Origin of the sequence: Ochrobactrum sp. 19YEA23 (assembly GCF_029909865.1) — a bacterium.
Taxonomy (GTDB): domain Bacteria; phylum Pseudomonadota; class Alphaproteobacteria; order Rhizobiales; family Rhizobiaceae; genus Brucella; species Brucella gambitense.
On sequence record NZ_JASAMQ010000010.1, the window covers coordinates 1 to 24130 of the forward strand.

The window sequence follows — 24130 nt, forward strand, 5'->3', positions numbered from 1 at the left end:
GTCACCGGCAATCAGCATGATAATTTGATCCCGACCGCGACCTAAGAATCTCATCCAGATTGTCGCAAGCGTCTCATCCTGATTGTCGCGCTATAGCCTGAGCAAAACACGACACAGAAAAGCCCCAGCGCATGAGTACCGGGGCTTTTGGCGTTTAATGTTCGAGATGAGAGAGGAGGGCACTCTCCTGTAGTCAGGCCCCGGCCTCACGCCACACAAAATGACCGCCGCCAAGCTCCACATGATCGAGATGCGGGTGCCCCTGCTTTGTCTGTGTAAGACTTATAGCGCTACTGCAGCTATTTAGAAGTTGCACTCATTAGCCGGCTTCAGCCTCACACCTTCATGCTCTCTTCCTGCGATCCTGCGCGTATCTCATGTGAGATTTGCATTGAACAGAACTTGGGACCACACATGGAGCAGAAATGAGCGTCCTTGTGAGCCTCCTTGGGTAAGGTCTCGTCATGATAAGAACGTGCTGTCTCTGGATCCAGTGAAAGATTGAACTGATCTTCCCAGCGGAATTCGAACCGAGCCCGCGATAGCGCATCATCACGGATACGCGCTGACGGATGCCCTTTTGCGAGGTCTGCGGCATGAGCGGCTATCTTGTAGGTGACGACACCGATTTTAACATCGTCGCGGTTGGGCAAGCCGAGGTGCTCCTTCGGGGTAACGTAGCAAAGCATGGCGGTGCCGAACCAGCCGATCATCGCTGCACCAATTCCCGAGGTTATATGGTCATAACCGGGTGCGATATCAGTGGTCAGCGGTCCGAGCGTGTAGAACGGCGCCTCTCCGCACGTGTGTAATTGCTTGTCCATGTTCTCTTTGATCTTGTGCATAGGAACGTGGCCGGGTCCTTCTATCATTACCTGGCAATCCTTGGACCAGGCTATCTGGGTCAGTTCTCCAAGCGTCTCGAGTTCGGCAAATTGTGCCGCGTCATTGGCATCTGCGATCGATCCCGGACGCAGACCGTCGCCAAGGGAGAATGAGACATCGTATGCCCGACAGATATCGCAAATTTCTTCGAAATGTTCGTAGAGAAAACTCTCTTTGTGGTGGTGTAGGCACCACTTCGCCATGATCGAACCGCCGCGTGAAACGATGCCGGTTACGCGATTGGCGGTGAGGTGGATATAAGAAAGCCGCACGCCAGCGTGTATGGTAAAATAATCAACGCCTTGTTCGGCCTGTTCGATCAATGTGTCGCGATAGATCTGCCAGTTCAGATCTTCGGCGATACCATTGACCTTCTCCAGAGCCTGATAGAGCGGTACCGTACCGATTGGAACTGGCGAGTTCCGGATGATCCATTCTCGAATATTGTGAATGTTTCGTCCGGTTGAAAGGTCCATGACCGTATCGGCACCCCAACGGATCGCCCATACCATCTTTTCAACTTCCTCGCCCATAGAAGATGTTACGGCAGAATTGCCGATATTAGCGTTGATCTTAACCAGAAAGTTCCGCCCGATGATCATCGGCTCGGATTCAGGATGGTTGATATTGGCAGGAAGAATAGCGCGTCCCTCTGCAATCTCCTGGCGAACGAATTCCGGTGTTACATAGTCGGGAATGTTGGCGCCGAAACCTTGCCCGTCGCGCGGCAATTCATGCTGGACAGCTTGTCGCCCAAGGTTTTCGCGGATGGCGACGAATTCCATTTCGGGAGTGATGATCCCTGCACGGGCATAAGCAAGCTGGGTAACCGCCTTGCCATTCCTTGCTTTCAACGGTGCATTTAGAAAAGGGAATTCCGGTGTCAGTCGTTCACCTGTCGCAAAGCCGTTATCTGCGGGTTGAACCGAGCGCCCTTCATAGGCTTCGACATCGCCACGCCCGCTGATCCAGCTTTCGCGCAGTCGGGGCAACCCTTTTTCGATATTGATCGTTGCGTGATCGTCGGTGTAGGGGCCAGACGGGTCATAGACCGTAACGGGTGGCAGCCCGGAACTGGGATGCAGCGCAATTTCTCGCATCGGGACGCGGATATCCGGATAAAGCGTTCCTGGTATGCTTAGTTTTCGGGACGCGGGGAGAGGGCCAGTGGTAACAGTCGGGGCTGTGTTGCCAGTAATAATAGACATGGTTGAGGCTCCAAGATGTGACGTTGGAGACCCAGTTCCAGTGTTGGAAGGATGAAAAAACGCCATCAGGAAGCATCCAGTGGACGCTCGCATTCCAGCATTTGCACCGTCCCTACGCCAGTATGAACTGGATCAGGTTCAACGGGTCACTGCGCACGCTAGCAGTATCTCAGCCCCTTGCCGGGACTCCCCTGGTGAATGCTTAAAATTATGCACGGGCAGTTTTGGTCGTCAAGACCGGTTGGCTGCGCGCGTGTTTCTATTCCCGACCATGGACGTAAAACAAACGGTGAAGCTTGGCTTCTCTTTTTCCATTTGGCATCATCACTGATGCGGCTTTTTGAAAATCCGAAGCGCTTTAATTCACCAGATCCCTGCCTTTGGTTTCCGGTGTGGTGATCATCACATAGATCGCCGGGATTGCCATCAATGTAGCGTAGATCGCGACCGCGAAGGGCGTGCCGAATATCTCGAGCAGCCACGTGCCGATGATCGGGGCAAGCGCTCCACCCAACACCGTGGCGACGGAATAGGATGTCGACATAGCCGTGTAGCGAACGCGCGCCGGGAAGAGTTCGGTGAAATAGGCCGACATGCCACCCACGATAATGCCGTGGAAGGAGAGCGTCAGCACGGTTGCCCAAGTGAGCGTCGCGGTGTCTGCGCCGGGCGGCAGGCTGAATAGCCAGAAGCCTGCGCCGATACCGCCCACGAGACCCACCAGCGTAACGGCCTTGCGTCCGATACGGTCTGCGGTGGCGCCTGCCGCGAGTATGACCGCGACTTCGGCAATGGAACCGACGAACAGTGCGCCGAGGGCAGCTTCACGCGGCACTTTGAGGAACACGGTCGCCAGCACGACGAAGAATGTGGAGAAGAGATAGAAAAGCGCGCTTTCGCCAGCCTTGACGAACAGGACGCGGAGCATATTAGCGCCTTGGGTCGTGATTGCTTCGCGCAAGGGTGCTTTGATGGCTTCGGTCTTTTGTTCCTGCAGATGGATGAAAGCAGGCGATTCCTCGACCTTGCGCCGGACCCATAGACCGAGACCGATCAGCAGGATGGAGGCGATGAAGGGAATACGCCACGCCCATTCTACAAAAGCGTCCGATCCGAAATGCCCGATGACCAAACCGATAACGGCGGTGGCAAGTACATTCCCGGCTGGTCCGCCGATCATGGGAAATCCGGTCCAGAGCCCACGCTGCTTGGCCGGAAGGCTTTCGGCGATCAGCACCAGCGCGCCAGTGGATTCGCCGCCGATGGCAAAACCTTGCAACAGGCGCATTAGGAGCAGCAACAGGGGAGCGAACACGCCAATCTGCTGATAGGTGGGGAGCAGGCCCATGGCGACAGTCGCGCCGCCCATCAGGAAAAGACTGATCACGAGTGCCTGCTTGCGCCCTATCCTGTCACCCAGAACACCGAAGAACCAGCCTCCAGCGGGACGAGCGATAAAGCCGACGGCCTGCGTAGACAGGGCTGCAATCAGGCCGGTGATCGGATCGACCACCGGAAAAAACGCGGTGTTGAAAACAAGTGCGGCGCAAAAAGCGAAAACCGCGAAGTCATACCACTCGATAATCGTGCCGGTGCTGGCCGCGAAAAGAAGCCGTATCGATGATTTTTGCGTCTGCGCGGCATCCATTGTGCCCGCCGGTGCTGATGTGTTCATGGCTGCTCCTCCGCTGCCCAGCATTTGAAATGCCGGTTCCTCGCTACCGGCTCCCTATAATCGTATCATTTGCAACGAAGTCAAGTTCATTGCAATAGCAACGTTACATATGCAATGAAATAGTGGCCATCAGTTTCTGGGGATTACAATCTGCAGGAGGTGCGAGGATCAATTCAAAAGGCAGTTCGAACGGACAGGATAACAGTGGTGTACGGGTAGTTTTCATTGAGGCGCAATCTTATCAGACCGCGTTTCGCTCCGACTAGATCTCGCTCTTGAAAAAGCCTTTGAAATTGTCCGTCCATTCCGGGAAAATGATTGAAATGAAAAGACTTTGTGAGGGGTATGCAATGCGCATGGAGACGTTTTTTCCTTATAGGCTCGCGATTGTCGCGGAAGCGTTCTCCCGGCAGCTGGTTGCTGTTTATGGTCACGAATATGGGCTGATGCGTGAGGAATGGCGTCTGCTGTTTCTGCTGGCGGAGGCAGGTTCCATCGATTCCGTGCGGCTTGCCCAGCGCACCTCCCTCGACAAGGTGCAGGTCAGTCGGGCCGCCAGCCGTCTGGAAGAGAAAGGCCTGATTGTCAGGACTGTATCGAAAGAAGACCGACGTTTGCGGCACTATGCTGTCACGGATGCGGGCCAAGCCCTGTTTCAAAAGGCCTTTGGCGAAGTCGATGCCAAGGCCAATGCCATCTTGGGTGCGATGTCCGAGCAGGACCGGCTGGCTCTGGAAACGGGCATTGCTGCTCTGCACAAGGCCGTCAAACAGGTGACTGAAGCCGAGTGAGGTTCGCAACTATCGCGAAGGGTGGGCGCTGGAAAGGCGGGTCAGCCCATCGAGAAAATGTTTGGCGTCCGGGCCTAGATCTTTAAGGATCTCCGCCTGAAACTCGTCGGCAATCTTGCCGAGACGGTGCATCAGTTCTTCCCCCTTGGGGGTGAGTGCGAGTACAATCAATCGACGGTCGACATTGTTGTCGGATTTACGCAGTAAGCCCGCACCTTCCAGACGGGTTGCGGCCCGGCTGACAATCGACTTGTCGAGATTGACCCGGGTATTGATATCCCGGATGCTGACTTCGCCGCTACGATAGAGATGCGCCAATACGCGCCATTCAGGGATGGTCAGCCCCGCCTCGGCGGCATAGCGTTTTGCAAATCGCTCGCTGATCCGCGCGGCCACCACACTGAGCCGATAGGGCAGGAAGCTATCGAGTTCGAATGCCATGCACGTCTCCTTTTTGCAGGAAAGGAGCAGAGTTTCATTGCAAATACAACGGAAAAAGACGTGTCACGCAAGAAGCATTGACTTCGTTGCATTCGCAACGTTAATATCGTTGTTAGAGCAACGAATTTGCCGGGAGGAATAATCATGACCACTCACACGATCCCGCAGGGCATGGTCCGCGCATCGGTAACGACTGGAACGGTCGAGGGCTATATGCCCGGTTTCGGCAATGACTTTGAAACCGAGGCGCTGCCGGGCGCTTTGCCGCAAGGTCAGAATTCACCGCAGAAATGCAATTACGGGCTTTATGCCGAGCAGCTGTCCGGCACCGCTTTCACCGCGCCGCGTGGTCAAAACGAGCGGACCTGGTGCTATCGCATTCGCCCATCGGTCCATCATACGGGCCGATTCCAGCTGATAGATGTGCCGTACTGGAAGACCGCGCCCAATCTGCCGGTCGGCGATCCGCAGCGGCGCAATATCACCAGTCTCGGCCAGTATCGCTGGGACCCTATCCCGCTGCCGGGGCCGGATGAGGATCTGACGTGGATCACCGGCATGCGCACCATGACCACGGCGGGCGATGTGAATATCCAGATCGGTATGGCAAGCCATGTCTATCTGATCACGCGCTCGATGGAGGACGAGTATTTTTACTCTGCCGACAGCGAATTGCTGGTCGTGCCGCAGGAGGGCCGCCTGCGCTTCTGCACCGAGCTTGGCATCATCGATCTTGAGCCCAAGGAAATTGCCATTATCCCGCGCGGTCTTGTCTATCGCGTCGAGGTGCTTGAGGGACCGTGCCGCGGTTTCGTCTGCGAGAATTACGGCCAGAAATTCGATATGCCGGGTCGTGGTCCTATCGGCGCGAACTGCCTTGCCAATCCACGCGATTTCAAATCCCCCGTTGCGGCTTATGAAGATAAACAGGCGCGCTCGCGTGTTGTCATCAAATGGTGCGGCCAGTTCCACGAGAGCTGGATTGACCATTCGCCGCTCGATATTGTGGCGTGGCATGGCAATTACTGTGCCTATAAATATGATCTGCGCACTTATTCGCCGGTTGGCGCCATTCTGTTCGACCATCCCGATCCGTCGATTTTCACGGTGCTGACCGCGCCGTCGGGTCAGGAAGGAACGGCCAATATCGACTTCGTGCTGTTCCGCGAACGCTGGCTGGTGGCGGAACATTCCTTCCGTCCGCCATGGTATCACAAGAACATCATGTCCGAGCTGATGGGCAATATTTACGGTGTCTATGATGCCAAGCCGCAGGGCTTTGCGCCGGGTGGCATCAGCCTGCACAATTGCATGTTGCCGCATGGTCCTGACCGCGACGCATTTGAAGGCGCGTCGAATGCGGAGCTGCGTCCGGAAAAGCTTGATAATACGATGAGCTTCATGTTCGAGACCCGCTTCCCGCAGCATTTGACAGAATTCGCCGCGCGCGAGGCCCCCATGCAGCAGGAATATATCGAAGTGTGGGACCATCTCGAAAAGAAGTTCGACGGCACGCCCGGCATGAAGTGATGTCAATCAACCGGATGCTGTGCGCTTTATGCGCCGGTACTCCACGAGTATGATCTGAAACGAGGAGATGGACATTGGCTTTGATCCGGTCCTGGGTAGAGAGCGCCAATCATGCGGATTGCCCCTTTCCCCTGAACAATTTGCCCTATGGTGTGTTTTCGGTGGGCGGAGACGCGCCACGTTGCGGCGTCGCCATTGGCGATATGATACTCGATCTCGATAAATGCGAAGCGGCTGGCCTCATCGATGCTGACGGCACTTTTGCTGAAGCGCAGCTCAATGGTTTTATGGCATTGGGCCGCGCCAAATGGGACGAGGTGCGCGCAACGCTGACGGAGCTGTTGCGCGAAGGCGGTGATACAAGCCTGCCTCTCGTGCCGATGGCCGATGCACAGATGCACTTGCCCATTCGTGTGACGGAGTTCACCGATTTTTATGCATCGAAAAACCATGCTTTCAATGTGGGCGTGCTGTTTCGTGGACCCGAAAATGCGCTGCCGCCGCAATGGACCCATATGCCGATCGGCTATAATGGGCGCGCCTCTTCGGTTGTGGTGACCGGCACACCGATCCGTCGCCCGATGGGTCAAACCAAAGGTGAACAGGGGCCGGTGTGGGACCATTGCAAAAAGCTTGATCTGGAGCTGGAGCTGGGTGCCATTGTCGGTATCGACAGTGCTATGGGCGAACGCATCAGCGTCGAACAGGCGGAGAATATGATCTTCGGCTATGTTCTGCTCAATGACTGGTCGGCCCGCGACATTCAAGCCTGGGAATACCAGCCGCTGGGACCCTTCCAGTCGAAGGCTCTGGGAACGACAATCGGCGCGTGGGTCGTGACGCAGGCCGCGCTTGAACCGTTCCGCAGCGAAGGCGCAGAGCGCGTCAATCCGCTTCTGCCCTATCTGCATGAAGACCGTCCGGGCTTCTACGATCTTGCTATCGGCTGGACCATGAACGGTCAGCAGATGGCTGAGACGAACTACAATGTCATGTATTATTCGAGCGCACAGCAGCTCGCGCATCACACCGAAACCGGTTGCCCGATGCGGGTTGGCGATCTGCTTGGTTCCGGCACAATTTCCGGGCCGAGCCTCGATCAGACCGGCGCTCTTCTGGAAATGACGCAGAACGGTAAGAACCCCGTTACGGTGAATGGCGAAAGCCGCACCTTTATTGAGGATGGCGACGAGGTTGGCCTTTTTGCGGAAGCCAGAGGCGATGGCTATCGCATCGGCTTTGGGCCCTGTATCGGCCAGATTCTCCCGGCGCAGCCATGACGGTGACTTTATATGATTACTGGCGCTCCTCCTCGGCCTATCGCGTGCGTCTTGCGCTGGCCCTGAAGGAGATCGCTTATGAGCATGTGCCGGTGGATCTGACTGCGGGTGCGCAGTTATCGCCGGAGCATCTGGCGCTGCAACCGCAGGGGCTTGTGCCCGTTCTCAAAATCGACGGGCTGGTGTTGGTCCAGTCGCTGGCGATTATCGAATATCTGGATGAGACGCGGCCCGACCCCGCCTTGCTCCCGCGCGATGCAGCGGGAAGGGCGCATGTCCGTGCATTGGCTGAAGCCATCGCCTGCGAAATCCATCCGGTTTCAAACCTTCGGGTCTTGGCGCAGGTCGAAGCCATCGGCGGCAAGGAAGCTCGCACGACGTGGAACAGCGACAATATCCGTGGTGGTCTGGAAGCGTTTGAAAAGCTGCTTGATCATCCGGGTTTCGAAGGCCGCTTCTGCTATAGCGACACGCCGGGCATGGCCGATTGCGTGCTGGTTCCCCAGCTTTACAATGCAAGCCGCTGGGGCGTCGAATGGCAGCATCTTCCGCGTATTGCGGCAGTGGCAAAGGCCTGCGCAGAGTTGCCGGCCTTTGCGGCAGCGGCTCCCGAACAGTTCCGCCCAGAATAGGCGGTCAGTTTAGACAGGCAGATCAATCCCGGCACATGTGCCGGGATTTTTGTTTTGGCGTCAGCTCTTTGCTGCCGTGACATTGATTGTGACGGCAATCGTCTTGGATACCCATTCGGCAGCCGGGTCTGAGAACATGCCGAGATTAAGCGCTGCGCGATCAAGCTCGATGCTGCCTTCCACCGCAGCCATGTCGCCTTCTGGCTTGTAGGTGAAGGGTAGGACGACTGGCACGGCCTTGTTCTTGATCGTCAGGATAGCGTCGGCTTCATAGCGCTCGCCGCCAAGAGACCGGAAGCTTTTGGTCTCGAAACGCGCATCGGGGAAGCGACGGGCATTGAACCATTCGCCGTTTTTGAGCGAACTTTCCTGCGTGGAGTCGCCGGTTGTCGCCGAGCCGGTATTGACCGTGATGACGGCTTTCGAACCGGTGAGATTGTCGGGATCGAAGCGAATATCGCCGCTCCACTGGCTGAACTGTCCGGCAAAATTCTTGCCCGCATGGGTGCCGGTAAAGCGGATGGCAGACGCAGCCGGGTCAATGGCCCATGCGGTGGCATTTGCTTCGCCTGTTGTTGCGGTGGCTGGCGCGGGAGAGGCAGGTGTTTGTGGCGCCGCTTCAACCGGCTCCGCTTGTGCCACAACAGGTTCAGAAGGCAGAGGCGTGGTTGGCAGATGCATGGCGTAGCCTGCAAGCCCGATCATGACGACAAAAGCAATGCCGAGACCGCGCGGCAACATGGCTCTGCCCGGGAGCACCGCGTCGCCATGGTCTTTGCTGCGCAGGAAGGGCAGCATCTGGGCTAGCACGCCGTCGCGGTCGATCAGCTGGTGTTTCAGTGCGGCGGCAACATGCAGGACAATAAGAGCAGCACCCCCATAGGCCATATAGGCATGGGCACCCATGGCCCCGAAGGCTACGTCGCGCATGCCGTCCATGGCCGGAATAGCCGGAACATCGAACAGGCCGAACCACGATGTGGCCACCATCAGCGGGCGATCCGTGCTGATAGCCCAGCCGGTTGAGACATAGGCCCAACCGGTCAGCGGAATGGCAAGCAGGAGGGCATAAAAGGCAATGTGGGTCGCGCGCGCCAGCATGCGTTCCCAGCCCTTCATGTCGGATGGTAGTGCCGGAACCGGATGGGTCAGACGCCAGATCACACGAAACAGGGTCAAGGCCAGAATGGCAAAGCCGATGGACTTGTGGAGCTGGAACAGCTGATAGGCGAGCTGCTGTGTGTCGGGATTGTTGATAGCCCTGACCATCCACCAGCCCATCGGGATCATGGAGATGACGAGAATGGCTATGGCCCAATGCAGCAATATGGCCACCGTGCTGTAGCGTTTGGCCTTGGCCTGTCCGTGGCTATTGGATGTTGAGGGCGACGATAGATTGGGAGCTTGGGGATGAGTGTTCATTGTCATCCTGACGGGTCGAGGCCGAATGCCGCCAATGCGGCTTCGGACAAAGATTTCGTGATTCAAATGGCGCAAACCCACCGGCGCGGCTTAGAGCATTTCCAGCAAAAGTGCATAGCGGTTTTGCGTAGGATAATGCGTAAAACAAATAGATAGAGCGGTTCCACGATTCCGTTTTAACAGGAACTGCTCTAGGAGGAGGCGCAGCCGGTGGGGCATTCGATTTAGTCGATCAAGCGTAGTTTAGCTTGCTTCCTGAATGAACTCACCGTCGAAGCGGATGGTGATATCCGGACCGACGGGGCCGAGCGCCTGACCGAATTCGGTGCGGTTGAAGGTTCCTTCTGCGGCGAAGCCGAGTGCGGGAACGCCAGCATAGGGATGGCTGTCGATTGCGCCAATAAGCGTGGCTTTCAGCGTGACGGGCTTGGTCACGCCCAGAAGTGTCAGGTCGCCAACAATGTCGGCTGTCGTGTCGCCGGTCGACGTGACCTTGGTCGACTTGAAGGTGATTGTCGGGTGGGCGTCACTGTTCAAAAAGCTTGGCGAACGGCTGACATCTTCGTCCCAGGTTGCAAAGCCGGAATCGGCATGCGTGGCCTTGTAATCTGCCGGATAGGCGGTGGCGACGGAGGTAGGGTCGATGGTCACTTCGATTGAAGAGTTTTCGATCTTGGCCGGGTCAAGCTTCAAGGTTGCGTCGAACTTGTTGAAACGGGCCGTATAGTTGGAAATCTGGTTATGCTTCAGGGACCACAGCAGGGCCGCATGTGTCGGATCAAGCTTGTAGGTGCCAGCTGGTGCAGTTACCTCCGCTGCCGCCGTCTCGCTTGCTGCCGTTTGTGCGTAGGAAACACCTGATGCTGCGCCGAGCATTCCCAGAGCGATGACTGCAGAGAAAATGCGCTGCCCGTTCATTTTCATAACCAAAAATCCTTTCTGTGTTGATTGGTTTTCGGATTATGGAAAAACGAGGCGTACACGTTGAAATGAATTAATGTTGAGGGATGTCCTCTTGAAATTATGAGCCATCGAAACGGTTCATTTGATGGGTATTTCGGAGCGCCGATCCAATTGAAATATTAGAATATTATTTTACAGCAAGTCGCCATATGGTACGATTTTCCAAATTCAGTGAGGATTTTTTCCGTGGTTAAAACGGAAAAGCACGCTTTCCGAATTTAGTTTTGAAGCTGCTTTCGGCTCTTTCGTCCATGGCGGCGAAGCAGTGCTTTCATCCTACCAGCGATGCGCTGAGCAAAAGCGCACCGGTGAGTGCGATAAAGAGGGCGGCGCAGACTTCAATTGCCGCTTTCAGCCTGCCGGACATGGCGCTGCTGCCCGCAAAGCGCAGGGCGGCATTCTTGGCCGTGACGGCCAGTGTGGCGAGCACCGCCACGGTGATAAATGTTCCGAAGGCCATGGCGAAAACCGAGAGCAGTCCGCCCATCAGCAAGCCGTTGAGCAGGGCGAAGGTCAGCACGATCAGCGCGCCGGAACATGGACGAAGGCCGACCGAGAAAATGGCAGACCAGGCGGTCGTCCAGTTGAATTCGTCGCCGAGCGTCGAAGGGTCGGCAATATGGGCATTGCCGCAGGCAGCGCAGACATCGCTTTCACCAATGAAGACGTGGTCTGTTGCCACTGCCGCCGCCGCGGCTGGCTTGTAATTGAGTTTGACCGTGCTGCCGCCTGCCGCCGCGCGCGTCGTTTGTGAAATGCTGCCTTGCCAGGCAGGGCCGCTTGCCATAGCCGGTTGCGGCGTGCCCGCAAAAAGGGCTGCGGCCGGGCTTGCCCCGGATACGTTGCCTTTGGGCTTGCGGAACAGGAGCGGCAGTTTGCGGGCCAGAAGCCACAGGCCGAAGAACAGCACCAGCGCAAAGCTGGTAATTTCCATATAGCGGGCGGTCTGGTTCATCGAAATGCCGGTGCCGCGCAGCACCAGCCATGCAAGGCCAACCACGACAATCGCCATGATGGCCTGCAGCAGCGACGAGATGAAGGACAGGAAAATGCCGCGCCGCAGCGCCGTTTCATTGGCGATCATATAGGACGAGATCACCGCCTTGCCATGGCCCGGGCCAGCCGCGTGGAAGATGCCGTAGATGAACGAAAGACCGATCAGAATGGAGGCCTGCCACGGGTCCTCACGCATGGCTTTAAGCGCGGTGGTCATGGCGAGATAGAACGAGCGCTGCTGCTCGTTCATCCAGAGGATGATATGCGCGAAGGGTCCGGTCGGCGTCATGGCCACTTCATTTGCACCGATGCCAAGAGATGATTGCGCAAGCGCCTGCGCAGCAATGACCATCAAGCAAGAGGTGAGTATGAGCGTCGCCGTTCTCTTCATCTGCTCGTCTATCCTTTCGCTGCGCACTCGATTTCAAGACGGGTGGCAAAAATCTTCGACATGTTGGTGCCTGCCGGATCGTTGAAGAAGGCCTCGGTCAGCGTCGCCTGATTCTGCGCGAGAGCCTGATCGGGATCGGGTCGCACCACGGTCGATTTGCAGCCCTTGGGCATTCCTTTGACGACCAGATCCTTGTCGCTCACATAGTCGATGGCGGTATAGAAGGTCGGGTCATAAATGCCGAAACTGACCTTGTGGCCGGGTTGTACCTTGAGCGGCTTGGCAGGCTTGCTGGTGAAGACGATCAGCAGGCGATTGTCGGTAAAGTCGGCGGCAAGATCGTTGGGCCTTGCCATTGCAACATCCTTGCCATCTTCCAGAACGCTCTGGAAATATTTGAACTCCGCAATGGATTCATTGATGACATGGCCGAGATCGATCAGCTCTTTTTGGTCTAGTTTGAGATCGCCATTCTTGTCGAATTCCATCAGCACGGTCGACGAGAACACATCGTCAAAACGCCAGACATGGGCGAGCTGCTGAACTGTTCCGTCCGGCGCAATGGTCAGTTCCAGACGCGCCTCGGCAAAGACATGCGGGTGGGCAAGCGCAACCGTCGGCACAAAGCAAGCAGCAGTAAGTGCAGCTGCGGTGGTCCGGGCGAGCCGGCCTTTGAACCGTGATGACGAAGCCTGCATATAGTCTTTCCGTGAGAGTTATCTAATGCTCAAAGCTGAAGACGGCGAAAGTGGGACGCTTAGCCCAAAAACGACGATAGTTTTATGAAGTCTGGGGCTTTGTGGACGTGTTCTGCTCGCGGTCCTTGAACCACTGGGTCAGAAAATCCACAAGCGCGCGAATTTTCGCTGGCAGATAGCGGCGATGTGGATAGACCGCATAGATGCCGCCATCCTTGACGATGAATTCGTCCAGACAGGCCACCAGCCTGCCGCGCTCGATTTCCTCTTCTGCGATGAACACCGGCAGCATGCTGAAGCCAAGGCCCGCCAGCGCCGCATTCTTGGTGGCAACCGGGCTGTTGACCTCGATGGGACCATTGACTGGCACGGTCATCATCGAGCCGTCCGTATTGCGGAAGTGCCAGTTGTTGCGCGAGCGGGCATTGGTGTCGATGATGCAGGGCCGGTCTGCCAGATCTTCCGGGCGTTCCGGCTTGCCGACGCGGGCAATCAACTCCGGTGCGCCGCACAGGATGGAATGGAAGGGCGAAAGCCTCTTTGCAATCAGGGAAGAGTCCTGAAGGCGCGTGATGCGGATGGCGAGGTCAAAACCTTCTTCGACCAGATCGACGAAACGGTCGTCCAGCCGAACATCGAGCACGATTTCAGGATGGGCAAGGCAGAAGTCGATCAGCGACTGGCCGATCACCGCATCGGCAAAGGTGCGTGGGGCAGACAGTTTTATGCGCCCGCGCGCATCGGAGCTGGTTTCGCTGACAGCATCCTGAAGCGCATCGATCTCGCGGATGATTTCCACGGCGCGATGATAATAGGTGTGGCCCGCCTCGGTCAGTGAGAATTGGCGCGTGGTGCGGTTGAGAAGGCGCGCGCCCAGCTCGTCTTCCAGCTCGCGCACATATTTGGACAGCAGGGCCTTGGAGCGCCCGATCTTTCGCGCCGCGGCGGAAAATCCTTCCGCCTCGACCACGTCGATAAAGGCGCGCATACGTGTCAGCGTGTCCATCTGTTCTAGCCCCGCGTTTCAAGAATGGTTTTGCCAAGCGCGATCAGCGCCCGATCGCTGCCACGTGGTCCGATGAGAGAGATACCGAATGGCGCGCCGTCAACGCGACCGAGCGGCAAAGTGATCTGCGGCAAGCCCGAAAGCACCGAAAGACAGAGCAGGCGCAAGGCCTGTTCCCGATAGGCCTGCAAGGCTTCGAACGGCAGGTTTGCCAGCGGTGCAGCACCCGGAACGGTGGGGAGTGCAAGCGCGGCATGATCGCCGATGATCGCCTCAAGCTCCTGCGTGAAACGCGCCCGCCGTGTCCGCTGCTGCGCCAGTGTGTCGGGTGTGATCTGCGAACCGAAAACGAAGCGATCGGCAACGCCGGGTCCCAGCTGACGCTCGCCGGACGATATCCATGCGCCGTGGGTGGCCCATGCTTCGGCGCCCTGTATCTGCCGGGAGGTGAGATAAAGCTCGTCGATAGACAAGGTCGGCTGGCTGGCCGCCTTCAGGCCGGAGAAATGCGGGCGGATCGCCCCGAACATGGCGCGATAGGCATCGGTTTCGTCCTGTCCGAGCAGCAGTTGCTCCAGAACCGGCATATACAGCAATTGGTTCAGCTGAAACGACTGGTTGTCTTCACCCAGCAGGACCGCGCCCACTTTTTCATAAAGCGCGATGTCGCGTGCAAACCAGCCGATTGTATCAAGCGACGGTGCAAGGGGCATGATGCCTTTAAGCGGGATGCGGCCATGGGTGGTGCGCAGGCCGACAAGGCCGCAGAAGCTTGCAGGGGCGCGGATGGAGCCGCCCGTATCGGAGCCGAGCGCAATGTCGGCGATCCCGGCGGCGACCGCTGCCGCCGAACCGGATGACGATCCGCCGGTCACGCGATCCGGCGCGGCAGGATTGACCGGGTGAGGGTAATGCGAATTCTGTCCCATCAGCGAAAAGGCAAGCTCATCCGTCTGGGCCTTGCCGATGACTTCAGCGCCAGCAGCCAGCAGCTTTTCGACCACGGTCGCGGATTTTTTAGCGGGTACTGATTCGGCCAGAATCTGCGGATTGCCGCATCCGGTGACCATTCCAGCCAGATCATAGATGTCCTTGACCGCCAGCCGCTCGCCGAAAAGCGGGCCATTTTCCGCATGGGGAAGGGGATTTTCGGGCTTCGCGATGATCGCATTGAAGGGATCGAAGGTGGTCATTGTTCACCGCTTGGTGCAGAAATCTGCCATTATGCTGAATAGAAAGTGAAAATTTCCGGTGGAATGTTTCACTATTGCTGAACAATGGCAAGCACACAGACCCGCTGAAACAGCGGAAAAATAAATTCGTTTCGACAAAGATTTGTCATTGAATGGTCACGGCTTTGCGCTTATATCGCCCTTGCCCAAAGTCGCACGTGCCTGTGGGTGTCCGCCGATCCTCGAATGGTGAGGAATTCGGTACGGTACCTGGACCTAACCGCTCCAGTCGATCTGTTGGCCAACCGCCAGATCGAGGACATCTTGAAGCAACGACGGTGCGGGCCTTTCTAGTGTCTTTCGGCTGTCCAAAAGCCGAAATTACTGAAGAGGCACACCTTCATTGCCGGTAGTGCGGATGCGGTTCTCCAATTCCAATCCAAGGCAGACAAAGCGGAGTAACGCGGGTTTAGCGTTGTTCCATCGCCGCATGTTCTTTCGTGTGATATCAGCGCCTCCAAAGGCTGACTTCGCGGCGAGGGTCTCATGCACCTTTGTCTCTTAGAGAATTTTCATTCCCATAAGCTAGGGGTGGTCCTCTAAGTATTTGTTTTTATGTGCAGTTTGCAGAAAAGGCAGCAACTTTTCGCGATTGTGCACCAAAAACGGCCCGGTTAGGGTCGCCGCAGGAGAACGACTATGGCTACACAGCGCATCATTGATTTCCTCAACACCCGTCGCCCGGACGGTCCGTGCCTCGTCGTCGATACCGATGTGGTTCGCGAGAACTATCACAGCTTTGAGAAGGCATTGCCCTATTCCCGCATTTTCTATGCGGTGAAGGCCAATCCTGCGCCGGAAATCCTGCGCCTGCTCGCTTCGCTCGGTTCTTGCTTCGACACCGCTTCGGTTGCCGAAATTGAAATGGCGCTGGAAGCCGGTGCAACGCCGAACCGTATTTCCTACGGCAACACCATCAAGAAGGAGCGCGATATTGCGCGCGCTTTCGAGCTGGGCATCCGCCTCTATGCGGTCGACTCCGTGGAAGAAGTCGAGAAGGTCGCGCGCGCCGCTCCTGGCAGCCGCGTCTTCTGCCGCGTTCTGACCGACGGTGAAGGCGCCGAATGGCCGCTGTCGCGCAAGTTCGGCTGCGTGCCTGCAATGGCTGTGGACGTGTTGCGCCATGCCAAGGTGTTCGGCCTCGACGCTTATGGCGTGTCGTTCCATGTCGGCTCGCAGCAGACGGACCTTTCCGCCTGGGACCGCGCGCTTGGCGATGCGGCATCGGTGTTCCGCACCCTTGCCGATGAAGGCATCGTGCTGCGCATGGTCAATATGGGCGGTGGTTTCCCGACCCGTTACCTCAAGGACGTGCCGACCGCTCAGGCCTATGGCATGGCGATCTTCGACGCGCTGTCCAAGCATTTCGGCAACCGCATTCCGGAAACTATCATTGAACCGGGCCGCGGCATGGTCGGCAATGCAGGCGTGATCAAGACCGAAGTGGTTCTGGTCTCCCGCAAGGCGGACAACGACAATGTGCGCTGGGTCTATCTCGACATTGGCAAGTTTGGCGGTCTCGCCGAAACCATGGACGAGGCGATCCGCTATCAGATCGTGACCCCGCATGACGGTAGCGAAACCGAGCCTTGCGTGCTGGCTGGCCCGACCTGCGACAGTGCGGATGTTCTTTACGAAAAGACGCCGTATCCGCTGCCGGTCTCGCTGACCATCGGTGACGAAATCCTCATCGAAGGCACGGGCGCTTACACCACCACCTATTCGGCGGTGGCGTTCAACGGCTTCGAACCGCTCCGATCCTACGTCATCTGATCTTTCAGGCTCGGTATGATCCCGAAAAGTGGGAACCGGTTTTCGGATAAGATCATACCGTCAGAGACCTGAATGATCCTCTCAATCTGTCCGGTGCCGCAAGGCACTGGACGGGGTGTGCTGCTGCCGCTTTGCGGGGATAGATGTGATGAATGCAATTCTCGATTTTCAGGACAATGACGCCGCTGGCTTCGTGCAGGGCTTTGCCCCCGTTGCTGCGTCTGCTTTTGCAATAGCGGGCGAGACGGTGGAGCACGTGCTGGCGCGCGAAGCGCTGCTCGACCGCGCAATGGGTGAAGGCCGTCGCAGAAAGTCTTCGGAAAAGCTGCGTCGCGGTCGTCTTCCCGCCGCAGGGCTGGCCTTTGCTGCCGAGAGTGCTGATGGCGCTCTCTCCGGCACCGTTCGTCTGTGGAATGTTCAGGCTGGCATTGATGCCTTCGGCTTTCCGGTTGCCGCGCTGCTGCTCGGGCCCCTGGCCGTCGATCCGTCGGCTGCCGGGAGCGGTATTGGTTCAGCCCTGATGCGTCACGCGATTGCACAGGCAGCAATGCTTGGCCACGGCGCGATCCTGCTGGTCGGAGATCCCGAATATTACGAGCGTTTCGGCTTCACGGCGGCAAAGACCGGCGAACTGGCGATGCCCGGCCCTTATGAAAAGCGTCGTTTTCTGGCGCTTGAACTGAAGCCGGGTCACCTCGACGGCGCCCACGGCGTTCTGCGCGCGAGTGGCCGCAAGGTGCCGCGCGCCGAGATTGCGCGCACCGCCTAGGATTGTTTTGCCCGAACTATTTTGAAAGGCGCAGCAGCCGTCCGAAATTGCGGACGGCTGTAATGGCCAGCCCCGCCAGCAAACCGGCGATCAATCCAGCAATTACGATCAGCTTGCGCGATGTGCCCGAAGGATCAAGCGGCGGACGGGCTTCCGAAAGCACGCGGATATTGACCGTGTTGAGGCCTTCCTGTTCGCCGGTTTCACGCGAGCGCAGGAGGAATGCTTCATAGACGGAGCGGCGGGCTGCTGCTTCGCGTTCCAGTTCGCGCAGCTTGACCAGATCGCCATTATTATTGGCCTGTTGCGCTTTCAGCTGCGCCAGACGAGCCGACAATTCCTTTTCCTGCTGAACTGATCGCTGAACCTCGACCTGAAGCGAGGAACGGATGCGGCGCAGCTCTGCGTCGATATCGCCGAGGATCGCGCCTGCCTGCGATTGCGCCTGGATCAATTGCGGATGGCGCGGCCCAAGCTGCGAGGACATGCCGTTTGCTGCCTGTCTTGCCTGCGCATATTGCGCGCGCAAGGCGGTCAGTGTGTTGGACCGGAACTCTTCCGGCAATGTACCGGCAACCACATTGTCCGAAGTCGCGCTGTTCATCACCGCGATGCGCGCCTGCAACCGCATCGTCTCGGCGCGCTGGTTGGAAAGCTGTTCGTTGAGACGGCCAAGATCGCTGTCGCTGATGAGCTTGCCGTCGACATCCACGAGGTCATGCGCGGCGCGGAAATCTGCCGCCGCTGTTTCCGCCTGCTCGACGCTTGCGCGCAGGCTGGCAAGCCGGGTCGACAGTTCTTCCGATGTGCGACGGGTCGCATCGGATTGCATCGAGACAAGCTCGTTCTGAAACACTGTGCTGATCGTATTGGCCAGGGAAGCCGATTTTTGCGGATCGCGGGTCTTGACCGAAATCGAATAGATGAAGGTCTTGGCATCGCGGTCGATCTTCATCGCCTTGTAGAGATTATTGAGCACCCGCGTTTCCAGCGCCTGCCCGTCGCTCGTCTTCTTGGCTGACAGCATGTCGCGGATCTGCGCGAAGAAGCCGGCCACGCCAGTTGGCGCCAGCGTTCCGTTGAATTCGGGATCTTGCGTAAGCTTGGTCTGGTCGATCACTTTCAAAAGCACGCTGCTGGAACCGACAATGCGCGCCTGACTTTCGGCCACGGCCAGCGAAGCGTCCGTCGGCAACTGGCCGGGGGTCAGTTCGGTACCAACGGTTTTGATATTGCGCGGATCGACCAGAACATCGGTCGTCGCGACATACATGGTTGGCACGGAAAGCGCGATCAGCACACCGGCGATGCCGCCAAGAACGGTCGTGACGAGCAGCAGCTTGCGCGATCCCTTGATCACGTCAATCGCCGCATAGGGGTCGATCAGCGGACGCCAGCTATTGTCATCGGCGCGATCCTTATCCGGCGATTTAGCCGCGCGATCTGTGGAAACAGGTGTTTCCGGTGTCAGCTGTGTCTCTTCGGGGAGCGGCTGAGGTGAGGGCTGGTCCTCAACCAGTTCCTGCCTGCGCCGCTCGCGCGCGACGATCTTGCGGTCAAGTTCGGTTTCGATGGCCGCAAGACGCTCCTGCAAGGCAGCAAGTTCTTCCTCGGTCAACCGTTCCGGGCTGAGATCGTGCGTGCGGCTGAAATCCTCGCGCTCTTCTTTCGATGCAGGCGGCGTCCATGGGGGTGATTGGGGAGGTGTTTGGGCAGATGTCGGGGAGGCGGGCGTCCGGCTTGCGGCAGCTGGCGCGTCGGAGAATGAAAGAAGAGGTTTTCCGCTCTCCTCATTATGACGCTTATCATCGCTGCTCATTGCCTGAAATATCCGAACTCTGAAAACCCGTTTGGGTTGAGACTGTAAGTGCCTACGGGAAAAAAATGGTTAATGTTATAGAAAATCGCCCTATGCAATATGCTGGCCGTTAACCATTCCAAGTTTTGCGCTGGCTTTTCGCTTCGGCCCGTGAAACATGCCAGATTGTGAGCGATGCGACGAACACAAAGGCTCGTTGGTGATAGCGAAAGCAATTCAAAAAATTTCTGGTCTCAAGTCCGGCATGCTCAGGGATTATCTCTCGCTCATCTCCGGTTCGGTCGGGCGGCTCGTGGTGTCGCTCGTTTATTTCATCGCGCTCGCCAACACGCTGCCGACTGGCGATTTCGGTATTTTCGCGACCGCATCGGGCACCGGCGTCATGCTGTCACGCATCGTTTCGCTGGGCTTCACCTCGCCGCTTTACCGCATCTCCACCGTCAAGCCGCATCTGCTCGGCACCTATAGCGCCGGATATCTCATGGCGGTGGTGGCGTCGCTGCCGTTGTTCGCCGTCTGCTCATGGCTGGTCTATCTGGTCTTCTTCAGCCGGGATATCACGCTTCTGCCCTTCGCCGTCATCATCGTGGCGGAAGCCCTGTTCTGGCGCTCGGCGGAAGTCATCATCATCGTCAATAATGGCCTCAACCGGTTCGGCATTTCGGCGGGCCTCGTCATTTTCGGCACGGTCACGCGGGCGGTTGCAGCGGTGCTGTTCACCTGGATGTCGACGGTGCACGATGTTGCCCACTGGGCATGGTGGTATCTCGCGGCCAATGTTGTGGCACTTGCCGTGTCGATTTATTTCTATCCGCGCAGGAAAATCCGTTTTCGGCCCAAACTTTATATACGCCGCATCGCGGATTCGATTGCCGTCGCCGGGGCGGAGCTGCTCTTCTATGTGCAAAGCGAGCTGGACAAATTGCTGGTGCTGAGTGTCGGCGGACCGGAAATCGCCGGGCTTTATGCCATCGTCATGCGGCTGGTCGATCTGACGGCGCTGCCGGTGCGCTCCTTCAACATGATGCTGGTGCAAAAACTGATGCGCAAGCCGGACATGCTGTCGAGCCTGCGCCTGCGCGCAGGACTGGAAGCGGCGGTATTCGCTGTTTCGGTGGGTGGCCTTGCGGCGCTTGCAATCTTCCTCTGGGTGTTTCCAAATGCGCTCGGCGCCAATGTGGCGGCGATTGTCAGCCTGCTGCCGCTGGTATTGCTGGTACCGGGCTTTCGCAATCTCATCGAATACCAGACCGAGCTTCTCTATGCGCGCGGCCAGTCAGGTCTGCGCACGCTCAGCCTCGTCATCATGACGGCAGCCAAGGCTCTGTTTGTCTGGTTGCTGCTGCGCCATGCCGCCAGCGGCAATGACTGGATTGCAGGCCTCAATCTCGTGTTCGGCGCGCTTTATGTTCTATCGCTGGTTTTCACCTATACGAGCTTGCGGTTGCCCGCCAAGCGGATATAAGAGCCCGTTCCAAAAGTCGCCCTATGCGGCTGCAAATGGCAATTTTCTCCGTTCCGGTGCTCACGTACCTTTAAGTACGCTCCGCTCCGGTACTCGAAAATCACCATTTTCGCACGCACATGCCGCCTTTAGATTCGGGCTCAGCATCAACCGCCGATAATGCGGCGAATATCGTCGACCGAGAGGCCAAGGAAAGACTGCATGCAGATGGCCACCTGATAGGGCTCCATTTCGGTGATGAACGCGCGGAATTCCGCCTCGCTCGGTGGTGGCTCGAACCACATCACCCGGCACAGATCCCGCGTGTCGGTATAGTGCCCCGCGCCCTTCAACACATCTTCCACATAGCGGCCATAGATGAAACATTCCGAAAAACGGCGGTCCATCCCGATGCCTGCCACCCAGTGGCGTCCCGTCTGTTGTTCGATGCGCTCGCACATGGAAAGCATCGTGTCGCGCCGCCAGGCGATGAGCTGGCCGACATAATCGTTGAGCGAGGGTTTGGTCTCGGGAATACCCAGAATCTTTGCCGCATTGGCGGACCAGAATGGATGCTCCGTCCATTTCGGGTCGGCCAGCGCATCGGGACGCACGAAGAAGCGCAGCCGGTCTTCGTGCCAGAAACTGTTGCAGTCGAACGGATGGAGAAAGACCGTGTCGGAATCGGTATAAAGAAAACTGTCTTCCTTCAGCACTTGCGCCACGGCGATGCGGCGCAATTGCTGCACATGCCAGCCGCGCAACGGCCTTGTCTTCAGCGATAGCCAGATGCGGCGTTTGCCGAGGGAGGTCGGATCGGGAAAAACATGAAGCCATGAGGGCAGCAGCTCGCGCTCATCGATGATGATGCGGCGTGGTCCGGCCAGCTGACGAAAAAGCGGGACATCGCGCGGTTCGACGAGGAGGTAGTGATTGGTGTAACCGCTCACATATTCGTCCACCGTCTCGCACAGCAGTTTGCAGCGTTCGAAATCCTTGTCGTAGCTTGCCGTGACAATAGCGTTTTTCATCGATTGCCTCGCTTGAAATATCCCGGAAGTCCATGGACCATGACGCGCCACAGGAAGAGCGGATTGCCAACCAGATAGCGTCCCGCCAGTCGCACGGGCTCGCGCATTAGCCGGTAAGCCCATTCCAGCCGCATCTGGCGCACCCATTGCGGTGCGCGTTCCGTTGCGCCAGCCTGAAAATCGAACAGCGCGCCAACCGCGCAGGCCATGGCGCAATGCGCTGTCGTGATATGTGTCTCGATGAAAAGTTCCTGCAACGGTACGCCCATGGCAACCAGCAGGATATCCGGCCTGTCGGCTGCAAGCCGGTCGAGGATGGCAGTCAACTGGTCCGCAGTGAAAAATCCGTCTGCATAGACCCGATAGTCATGTTGCGGCGCAAGCACATGAAATGCTTCTGCGGCCTTTTCAGGAATGCCGGGCCGCCCGCCGATCAATCCAATGCGCAGCGGGCGCTTGATATGGCCGAGAAGGCGCGGCACGAAATCCGTTCCGTTGAGATTGGCAGGGAATTTCAGTCCATAGGCGATCTTGCTTGCAATATCGACGCCGACACCATCGGGCAACACGAGAAAACCCTGCAAAGCCTGCTTATAGGTCGCATCGACATGCGCAACATTGGCGCAATGGGCGTTGAGCCATGCCACGCGCTGGAACTGCCCGCCTTCGAGTGTCTTGTCGAAAAAGTCGAGCGCTTCACTCCAGTCGAAGCAGGCGACGTCAATACCAAGAATATTGCGGGTTGGGGCAGAACTGCGTTCCAGCATCATTGGGTTCCTGCCGCGCGCTTCGCCGCCTGACGCAGCGCTTCCAGCCCGCGTTTCAGCGCCCGATTCATGCCTTCAATCTGCGCGCGGGTAAAGGCCTTGCCGTCGAGCATCTGGCGGTCGCCCGCGCGGGCCGTCGCAATGCGTGTCTTGATCGCTTCTGCAAATTCCGCTGGCGTGTCGGCAAGTGTGCAGTTTTCGGGAATGCGCGCGATGCCACGCACGGAATGCGGCGTGGCGACGCTCGGCATGCCCAACTCGAAGGTTTCGATAGTCTTGAGCTGAACGCCGGTGCCCGCGCGGCTGATCAGCGGTACGACGGCGCAACTTTCGACAAAGGCAGTGGCGTCTGGTATTTTGCCGACGAAGTTTACGCCCGGCCAGGCGGCAATCAGATCGGCTGGCGTGCTGCCGGCAATCGCGATTGTTACATCCGATGGCAGCAGCGATCTGACCTCTCGGAGGAACCATTCGAGGCCAATCCGGTTCGGATGCCATGTCCAGGTGCCAATCAAAGCAAGGTCATATTCGATATCGCGTTTGGCCGATCTGCGTCCGGCTGGCATGACCAGCGGGAAGGTTGCGGTTTTCTCCGGGGAAAGGCCAAGCGCGGGCGCATCATCCTCGGCAAAGGTGAAGACGAAGGCCGCATTGTCGCAAAGCCGCTTTTCCAGCCGTTTGAGAATGCGCGCTTCGCGGGCGAACAGAAGCTTCTGGATGATGCCCCTGGCATCTTCGGCGTTTTCACGCGCCGAGCGGTGTTCCACATTATGGGCAACAAAAAGCGATGGCTTGTCGCGAAATACGGCTTCGAACGCGCCCGCAAGTGCGACGCCGTTCAGCACATAGGCATCGAAATCGCCGCAAGCAGCAATGGCTTCATGCAGTTTCATCGGAGGAATGACGCGAAGCTTGGCGGAGGAAACCGTCAGGCCGGTGAGGAAGGATTTCACGACCCAGCCGATTTTCTGCGTGGCGCTTGCGCCTTCGGTACGCACTTCCACCTCACCCAGCACCATGACATCCGCGTCGGCGGCAGCCTTGCGTTCCGGCCATGTGAAACCGATCACGGTGACATGTGCGCCAGCCCGACGCAGCCCGTTGATGACGGCGGCGTTGGCGACTTCATATCCAGTCGAAGCATCTTCGTGGGGTACAAGGGAGGTCACGAAGACAAGACGCAACGGTAGCAATTCGACTCCTGCGGATATGCCGTATTTCCTATGCCATGATTCATAGCGGCGCGGTGTAAATGATCCTTAAACGCTCGCCTGATAATAAGGCTTGAAATAAATTATTTGTATCGAGTTGGGCGCTGTCTTTGAGTACAACCGCACCAATTGAAGAATTGATGTGGCATAGGGAAGTTTACGTGTC

Annotated in this window: 20 protein-coding genes and 1 riboswitch; of the genes, 7 read left to right on the forward strand and 13 right to left on the reverse strand. The window is 57.6% G+C overall.

The window, feature by feature from the left end; genetic code table 11:
• Positions 1 to 335: 335 nt before the first annotated feature.
• Both thiC and QBD01_RS21120 read right to left on the reverse strand, forming a co-directional pair.
• Positions 336 to 2093 carry a phosphomethylpyrimidine synthase ThiC gene (thiC, locus tag QBD01_RS21115; protein ID WP_280994491.1) on the reverse strand — a complete coding sequence of 586 codons (1758 nt, stop codon included), beginning with the start codon at positions 2091 to 2093 and terminating at the stop codon, positions 336 to 338.
• A 91-nt stretch (positions 2094 to 2184) separates the two neighbouring features.
• Positions 2185 to 2296: riboswitch (TPP riboswitch) on the reverse strand.
• A 155-nt stretch (positions 2297 to 2451) separates the two neighbouring features.
• Positions 2452 to 3768 carry an MFS transporter gene (locus QBD01_RS21120; RefSeq protein WP_280994402.1) on the reverse strand — a complete coding sequence of 439 codons (1317 nt, stop codon included), beginning with the start codon at positions 3766 to 3768 and terminating at the stop codon, positions 2452 to 2454.
• Positions 3769 to 4124: 356 nt separating this feature from the next.
• On the opposite strand from QBD01_RS21120, the gene QBD01_RS21125 reads away from it, so the two are divergent.
• Positions 4125 to 4559 carry a MarR family transcriptional regulator gene (locus QBD01_RS21125; protein ID WP_280994403.1) on the forward strand — a complete coding sequence of 145 codons (435 nt, stop codon included), beginning with the start codon at positions 4125 to 4127 and terminating at the stop codon, positions 4557 to 4559.
• Between the two features lie 9 nt (positions 4560 to 4568).
• Here the strand turns inward: QBD01_RS21125 and QBD01_RS21130 are convergent, their stop codons facing one another.
• A complete protein-coding gene (locus tag QBD01_RS21130; protein ID WP_280994404.1) occupies positions 4569 to 5000 on the reverse strand; it encodes a MarR family winged helix-turn-helix transcriptional regulator in 432 nt (143 codons plus the stop codon).
• Between the two features lie 144 nt (positions 5001 to 5144).
• On the opposite strand from QBD01_RS21130, the gene hmgA reads away from it, so the two are divergent.
• From hmgA to maiA, 3 genes are all read left to right on the forward strand, one after another.
• Positions 5145 to 6530 (forward strand): homogentisate 1,2-dioxygenase, encoded by a 1386-nt coding sequence (gene hmgA / locus QBD01_RS21135; RefSeq protein WP_392391461.1) that lies wholly within the window; start codon positions 5145 to 5147, stop codon positions 6528 to 6530.
• Positions 6531 to 6604: 74 nt separating this feature from the next.
• Positions 6605 to 7810 (forward strand): fumarylacetoacetase, encoded by a 1206-nt coding sequence (gene fahA / locus QBD01_RS21140; RefSeq protein WP_280994405.1) that lies wholly within the window; start codon positions 6605 to 6607, stop codon positions 7808 to 7810.
• Positions 7807 to 8442 (forward strand): maleylacetoacetate isomerase, encoded by a 636-nt coding sequence (gene maiA, locus QBD01_RS21145; RefSeq protein WP_280994406.1) that lies wholly within the window; start codon positions 7807 to 7809, stop codon positions 8440 to 8442. The genes fahA and maiA overlap by 4 nt, the downstream gene beginning before the upstream one ends.
• Before the next feature lie 60 nt (positions 8443 to 8502).
• Here the strand turns inward: maiA and QBD01_RS21150 are convergent, their stop codons facing one another.
• The 6 genes from QBD01_RS21150 to QBD01_RS21175 all read right to left on the reverse strand — a co-directional run bounded on the left by QBD01_RS21150 (position 8503) and on the right by QBD01_RS21175 (position 15111).
• Positions 8503 to 9864 carry a cytochrome b/b6 domain-containing protein gene (locus QBD01_RS21150; protein WP_280994407.1) on the reverse strand — a complete coding sequence of 454 codons (1362 nt, stop codon included), beginning with the start codon at positions 9862 to 9864 and terminating at the stop codon, positions 8503 to 8505.
• A gap of 243 nt (positions 9865 to 10107) precedes the next feature.
• Positions 10108 to 10788, reverse strand: a complete 681-nt coding sequence (locus tag QBD01_RS21155; RefSeq protein WP_280994408.1) for a YceI family protein — start codon at positions 10786 to 10788, stop codon at positions 10108 to 10110.
• A 310-nt stretch (positions 10789 to 11098) separates the two neighbouring features.
• Positions 11099 to 12214, reverse strand: a complete 1116-nt coding sequence (locus tag QBD01_RS21160; RefSeq protein ID WP_280994409.1) for a nickel/cobalt transporter — start codon at positions 12212 to 12214, stop codon at positions 11099 to 11101.
• Positions 12215 to 12222: 8 nt separating this feature from the next.
• Positions 12223 to 12912 carry a DUF1007 family protein gene (locus QBD01_RS21165; protein ID WP_280994410.1) on the reverse strand — a complete coding sequence of 230 codons (690 nt, stop codon included), beginning with the start codon at positions 12910 to 12912 and terminating at the stop codon, positions 12223 to 12225.
• Positions 12913 to 12994: 82 nt separating this feature from the next.
• Complete coding sequence (locus tag QBD01_RS21170; protein ID WP_280994411.1) at positions 12995 to 13918, reverse strand: LysR family transcriptional regulator; 924 nt, start codon at positions 13916 to 13918, stop codon at positions 12995 to 12997.
• A gap of 5 nt (positions 13919 to 13923) precedes the next feature.
• Positions 13924 to 15111, reverse strand: a complete 1188-nt coding sequence (locus QBD01_RS21175) for an amidase (protein ID WP_280994412.1) — start codon at positions 15109 to 15111, stop codon at positions 13924 to 13926.
• 678 nt (positions 15112 to 15789) lie between these two features.
• Between QBD01_RS21175 and odc2 the strand changes: the two genes are divergently transcribed.
• Both odc2 and QBD01_RS21185 read left to right on the forward strand, forming a co-directional pair.
• Positions 15790 to 16923, forward strand: a complete 1134-nt coding sequence (gene odc2, locus QBD01_RS21180; RefSeq protein ID WP_280994413.1) for an ornithine/lysine decarboxylase — start codon at positions 15790 to 15792, stop codon at positions 16921 to 16923.
• Positions 16924 to 17071: 148 nt separating this feature from the next.
• Positions 17072 to 17692: an N-acetyltransferase gene (locus QBD01_RS21185; protein WP_280994414.1), complete on the forward strand. Its 621-nt coding sequence runs from the start codon at positions 17072 to 17074 to the stop codon at positions 17690 to 17692.
• A gap of 16 nt (positions 17693 to 17708) precedes the next feature.
• Here QBD01_RS21185 and QBD01_RS21190 read toward each other — a convergent pair whose 3' ends face one another.
• The gene (locus QBD01_RS21190; RefSeq protein ID WP_280994415.1) at positions 17709 to 19511 is read right to left on the reverse strand and encodes a GumC family protein; all 1803 of its coding nucleotides are present in this window, start codon (positions 19509 to 19511) and stop codon (positions 17709 to 17711) included.
• A 199-nt stretch (positions 19512 to 19710) separates the two neighbouring features.
• On the opposite strand from QBD01_RS21190, the gene QBD01_RS21195 reads away from it, so the two are divergent.
• The gene (locus QBD01_RS21195; protein ID WP_280994416.1) at positions 19711 to 20976 is read left to right on the forward strand and encodes a lipopolysaccharide biosynthesis protein; all 1266 of its coding nucleotides are present in this window, start codon (positions 19711 to 19713) and stop codon (positions 20974 to 20976) included.
• A gap of 146 nt (positions 20977 to 21122) precedes the next feature.
• On the opposite strand, the gene QBD01_RS21200 is transcribed toward QBD01_RS21195, so the two are convergent.
• From QBD01_RS21200 to QBD01_RS21210, 3 genes are read right to left on the reverse strand one after another with little or no spacing between them, the layout of a single operon-like run.
• Positions 21123 to 21986 (reverse strand): DUF6492 family protein, encoded by an 864-nt coding sequence (locus tag QBD01_RS21200; RefSeq protein ID WP_280994417.1) that lies wholly within the window; start codon positions 21984 to 21986, stop codon positions 21123 to 21125.
• Positions 21983 to 22753, reverse strand: coding sequence for a WecB/TagA/CpsF family glycosyltransferase (locus QBD01_RS21205; protein WP_392391462.1), 771 nt, complete (start codon positions 22751 to 22753; stop codon positions 21983 to 21985). The genes QBD01_RS21200 and QBD01_RS21205 overlap by 4 nt, the downstream gene beginning before the upstream one ends.
• Positions 22753 to 23946, reverse strand: coding sequence for a glycosyltransferase family 4 protein (locus QBD01_RS21210; RefSeq protein ID WP_280994419.1), 1194 nt, complete (start codon positions 23944 to 23946; stop codon positions 22753 to 22755). Before QBD01_RS21210 ends, QBD01_RS21205 begins: the two co-directional genes overlap by 1 nt.
• Positions 23947 to 24130 lie beyond the last annotated feature (184 nt).

Bases quoted from the DNA above. Each gene is read 5' to 3' on its own strand.
- thiC (WP_280994491.1), bottom strand. From the start codon at position 2,093: ATGTCTATTATTACTGGCAACACAGCCCCGACTGTTACCACTGGCCCT.
- QBD01_RS21155 (WP_280994408.1), bottom strand. From the start codon at position 10,788: ATGAAAATGAACGGGCAGCGCATTTTCTCTGCAGTCATCGCTCTGGGA.
- odc2 (WP_280994413.1), top strand. From the start codon at position 15,790: ATGGCTACACAGCGCATCATTGATTTCCTCAACACCCGTCGCCCGGAC.
- QBD01_RS21205 (WP_392391462.1), bottom strand. From the start codon at position 22,753: ATGCTGGAACGCAGTTCTGCCCCAACCCGCAATATTCTTGGTATTGAC.
- QBD01_RS21125 (WP_280994403.1), top strand. From the start codon at position 4,125: ATGGAGACGTTTTTTCCTTATAGGCTCGCGATTGTCGCGGAAGCGTTC.
- hmgA (WP_392391461.1), top strand. From the start codon at position 5,145: ATGACCACTCACACGATCCCGCAGGGCATGGTCCGCGCATCGGTAACG.
- QBD01_RS21175 (WP_280994412.1), bottom strand. From the start codon at position 15,111: ATGACCACCTTCGATCCCTTCAATGCGATCATCGCGAAGCCCGAAAAT.
- QBD01_RS21120 (WP_280994402.1), bottom strand. From the start codon at position 3,768: ATGAACACATCAGCACCGGCGGGCACAATGGATGCCGCGCAGACGCAA.
- QBD01_RS21190 (WP_280994415.1), bottom strand. From the start codon at position 19,511: ATGAGCAGCGATGATAAGCGTCATAATGAGGAGAGCGGAAAACCTCTT.
- QBD01_RS21185 (WP_280994414.1), top strand. From the start codon at position 17,072: ATGAATGCAATTCTCGATTTTCAGGACAATGACGCCGCTGGCTTCGTG.
- maiA (WP_280994406.1), top strand. From the start codon at position 7,807: ATGACGGTGACTTTATATGATTACTGGCGCTCCTCCTCGGCCTATCGC.
- QBD01_RS21200 (WP_280994417.1), bottom strand. From the start codon at position 21,986: ATGAAAAACGCTATTGTCACGGCAAGCTACGACAAGGATTTCGAACGC.
- QBD01_RS21160 (WP_280994409.1), bottom strand. From the start codon at position 12,214: ATGAAGAGAACGGCGACGCTCATACTCACCTCTTGCTTGATGGTCATT.
- QBD01_RS21165 (WP_280994410.1), bottom strand. From the start codon at position 12,912: ATGCAGGCTTCGTCATCACGGTTCAAAGGCCGGCTCGCCCGGACCACC.
- QBD01_RS21150 (WP_280994407.1), bottom strand. From the start codon at position 9,864: ATGAACACTCATCCCCAAGCTCCCAATCTATCGTCGCCCTCAACATCC.
- QBD01_RS21170 (WP_280994411.1), bottom strand. From the start codon at position 13,918: ATGGACACGCTGACACGTATGCGCGCCTTTATCGACGTGGTCGAGGCG.
- QBD01_RS21130 (WP_280994404.1), bottom strand. From the start codon at position 5,000: ATGGCATTCGAACTCGATAGCTTCCTGCCCTATCGGCTCAGTGTGGTG.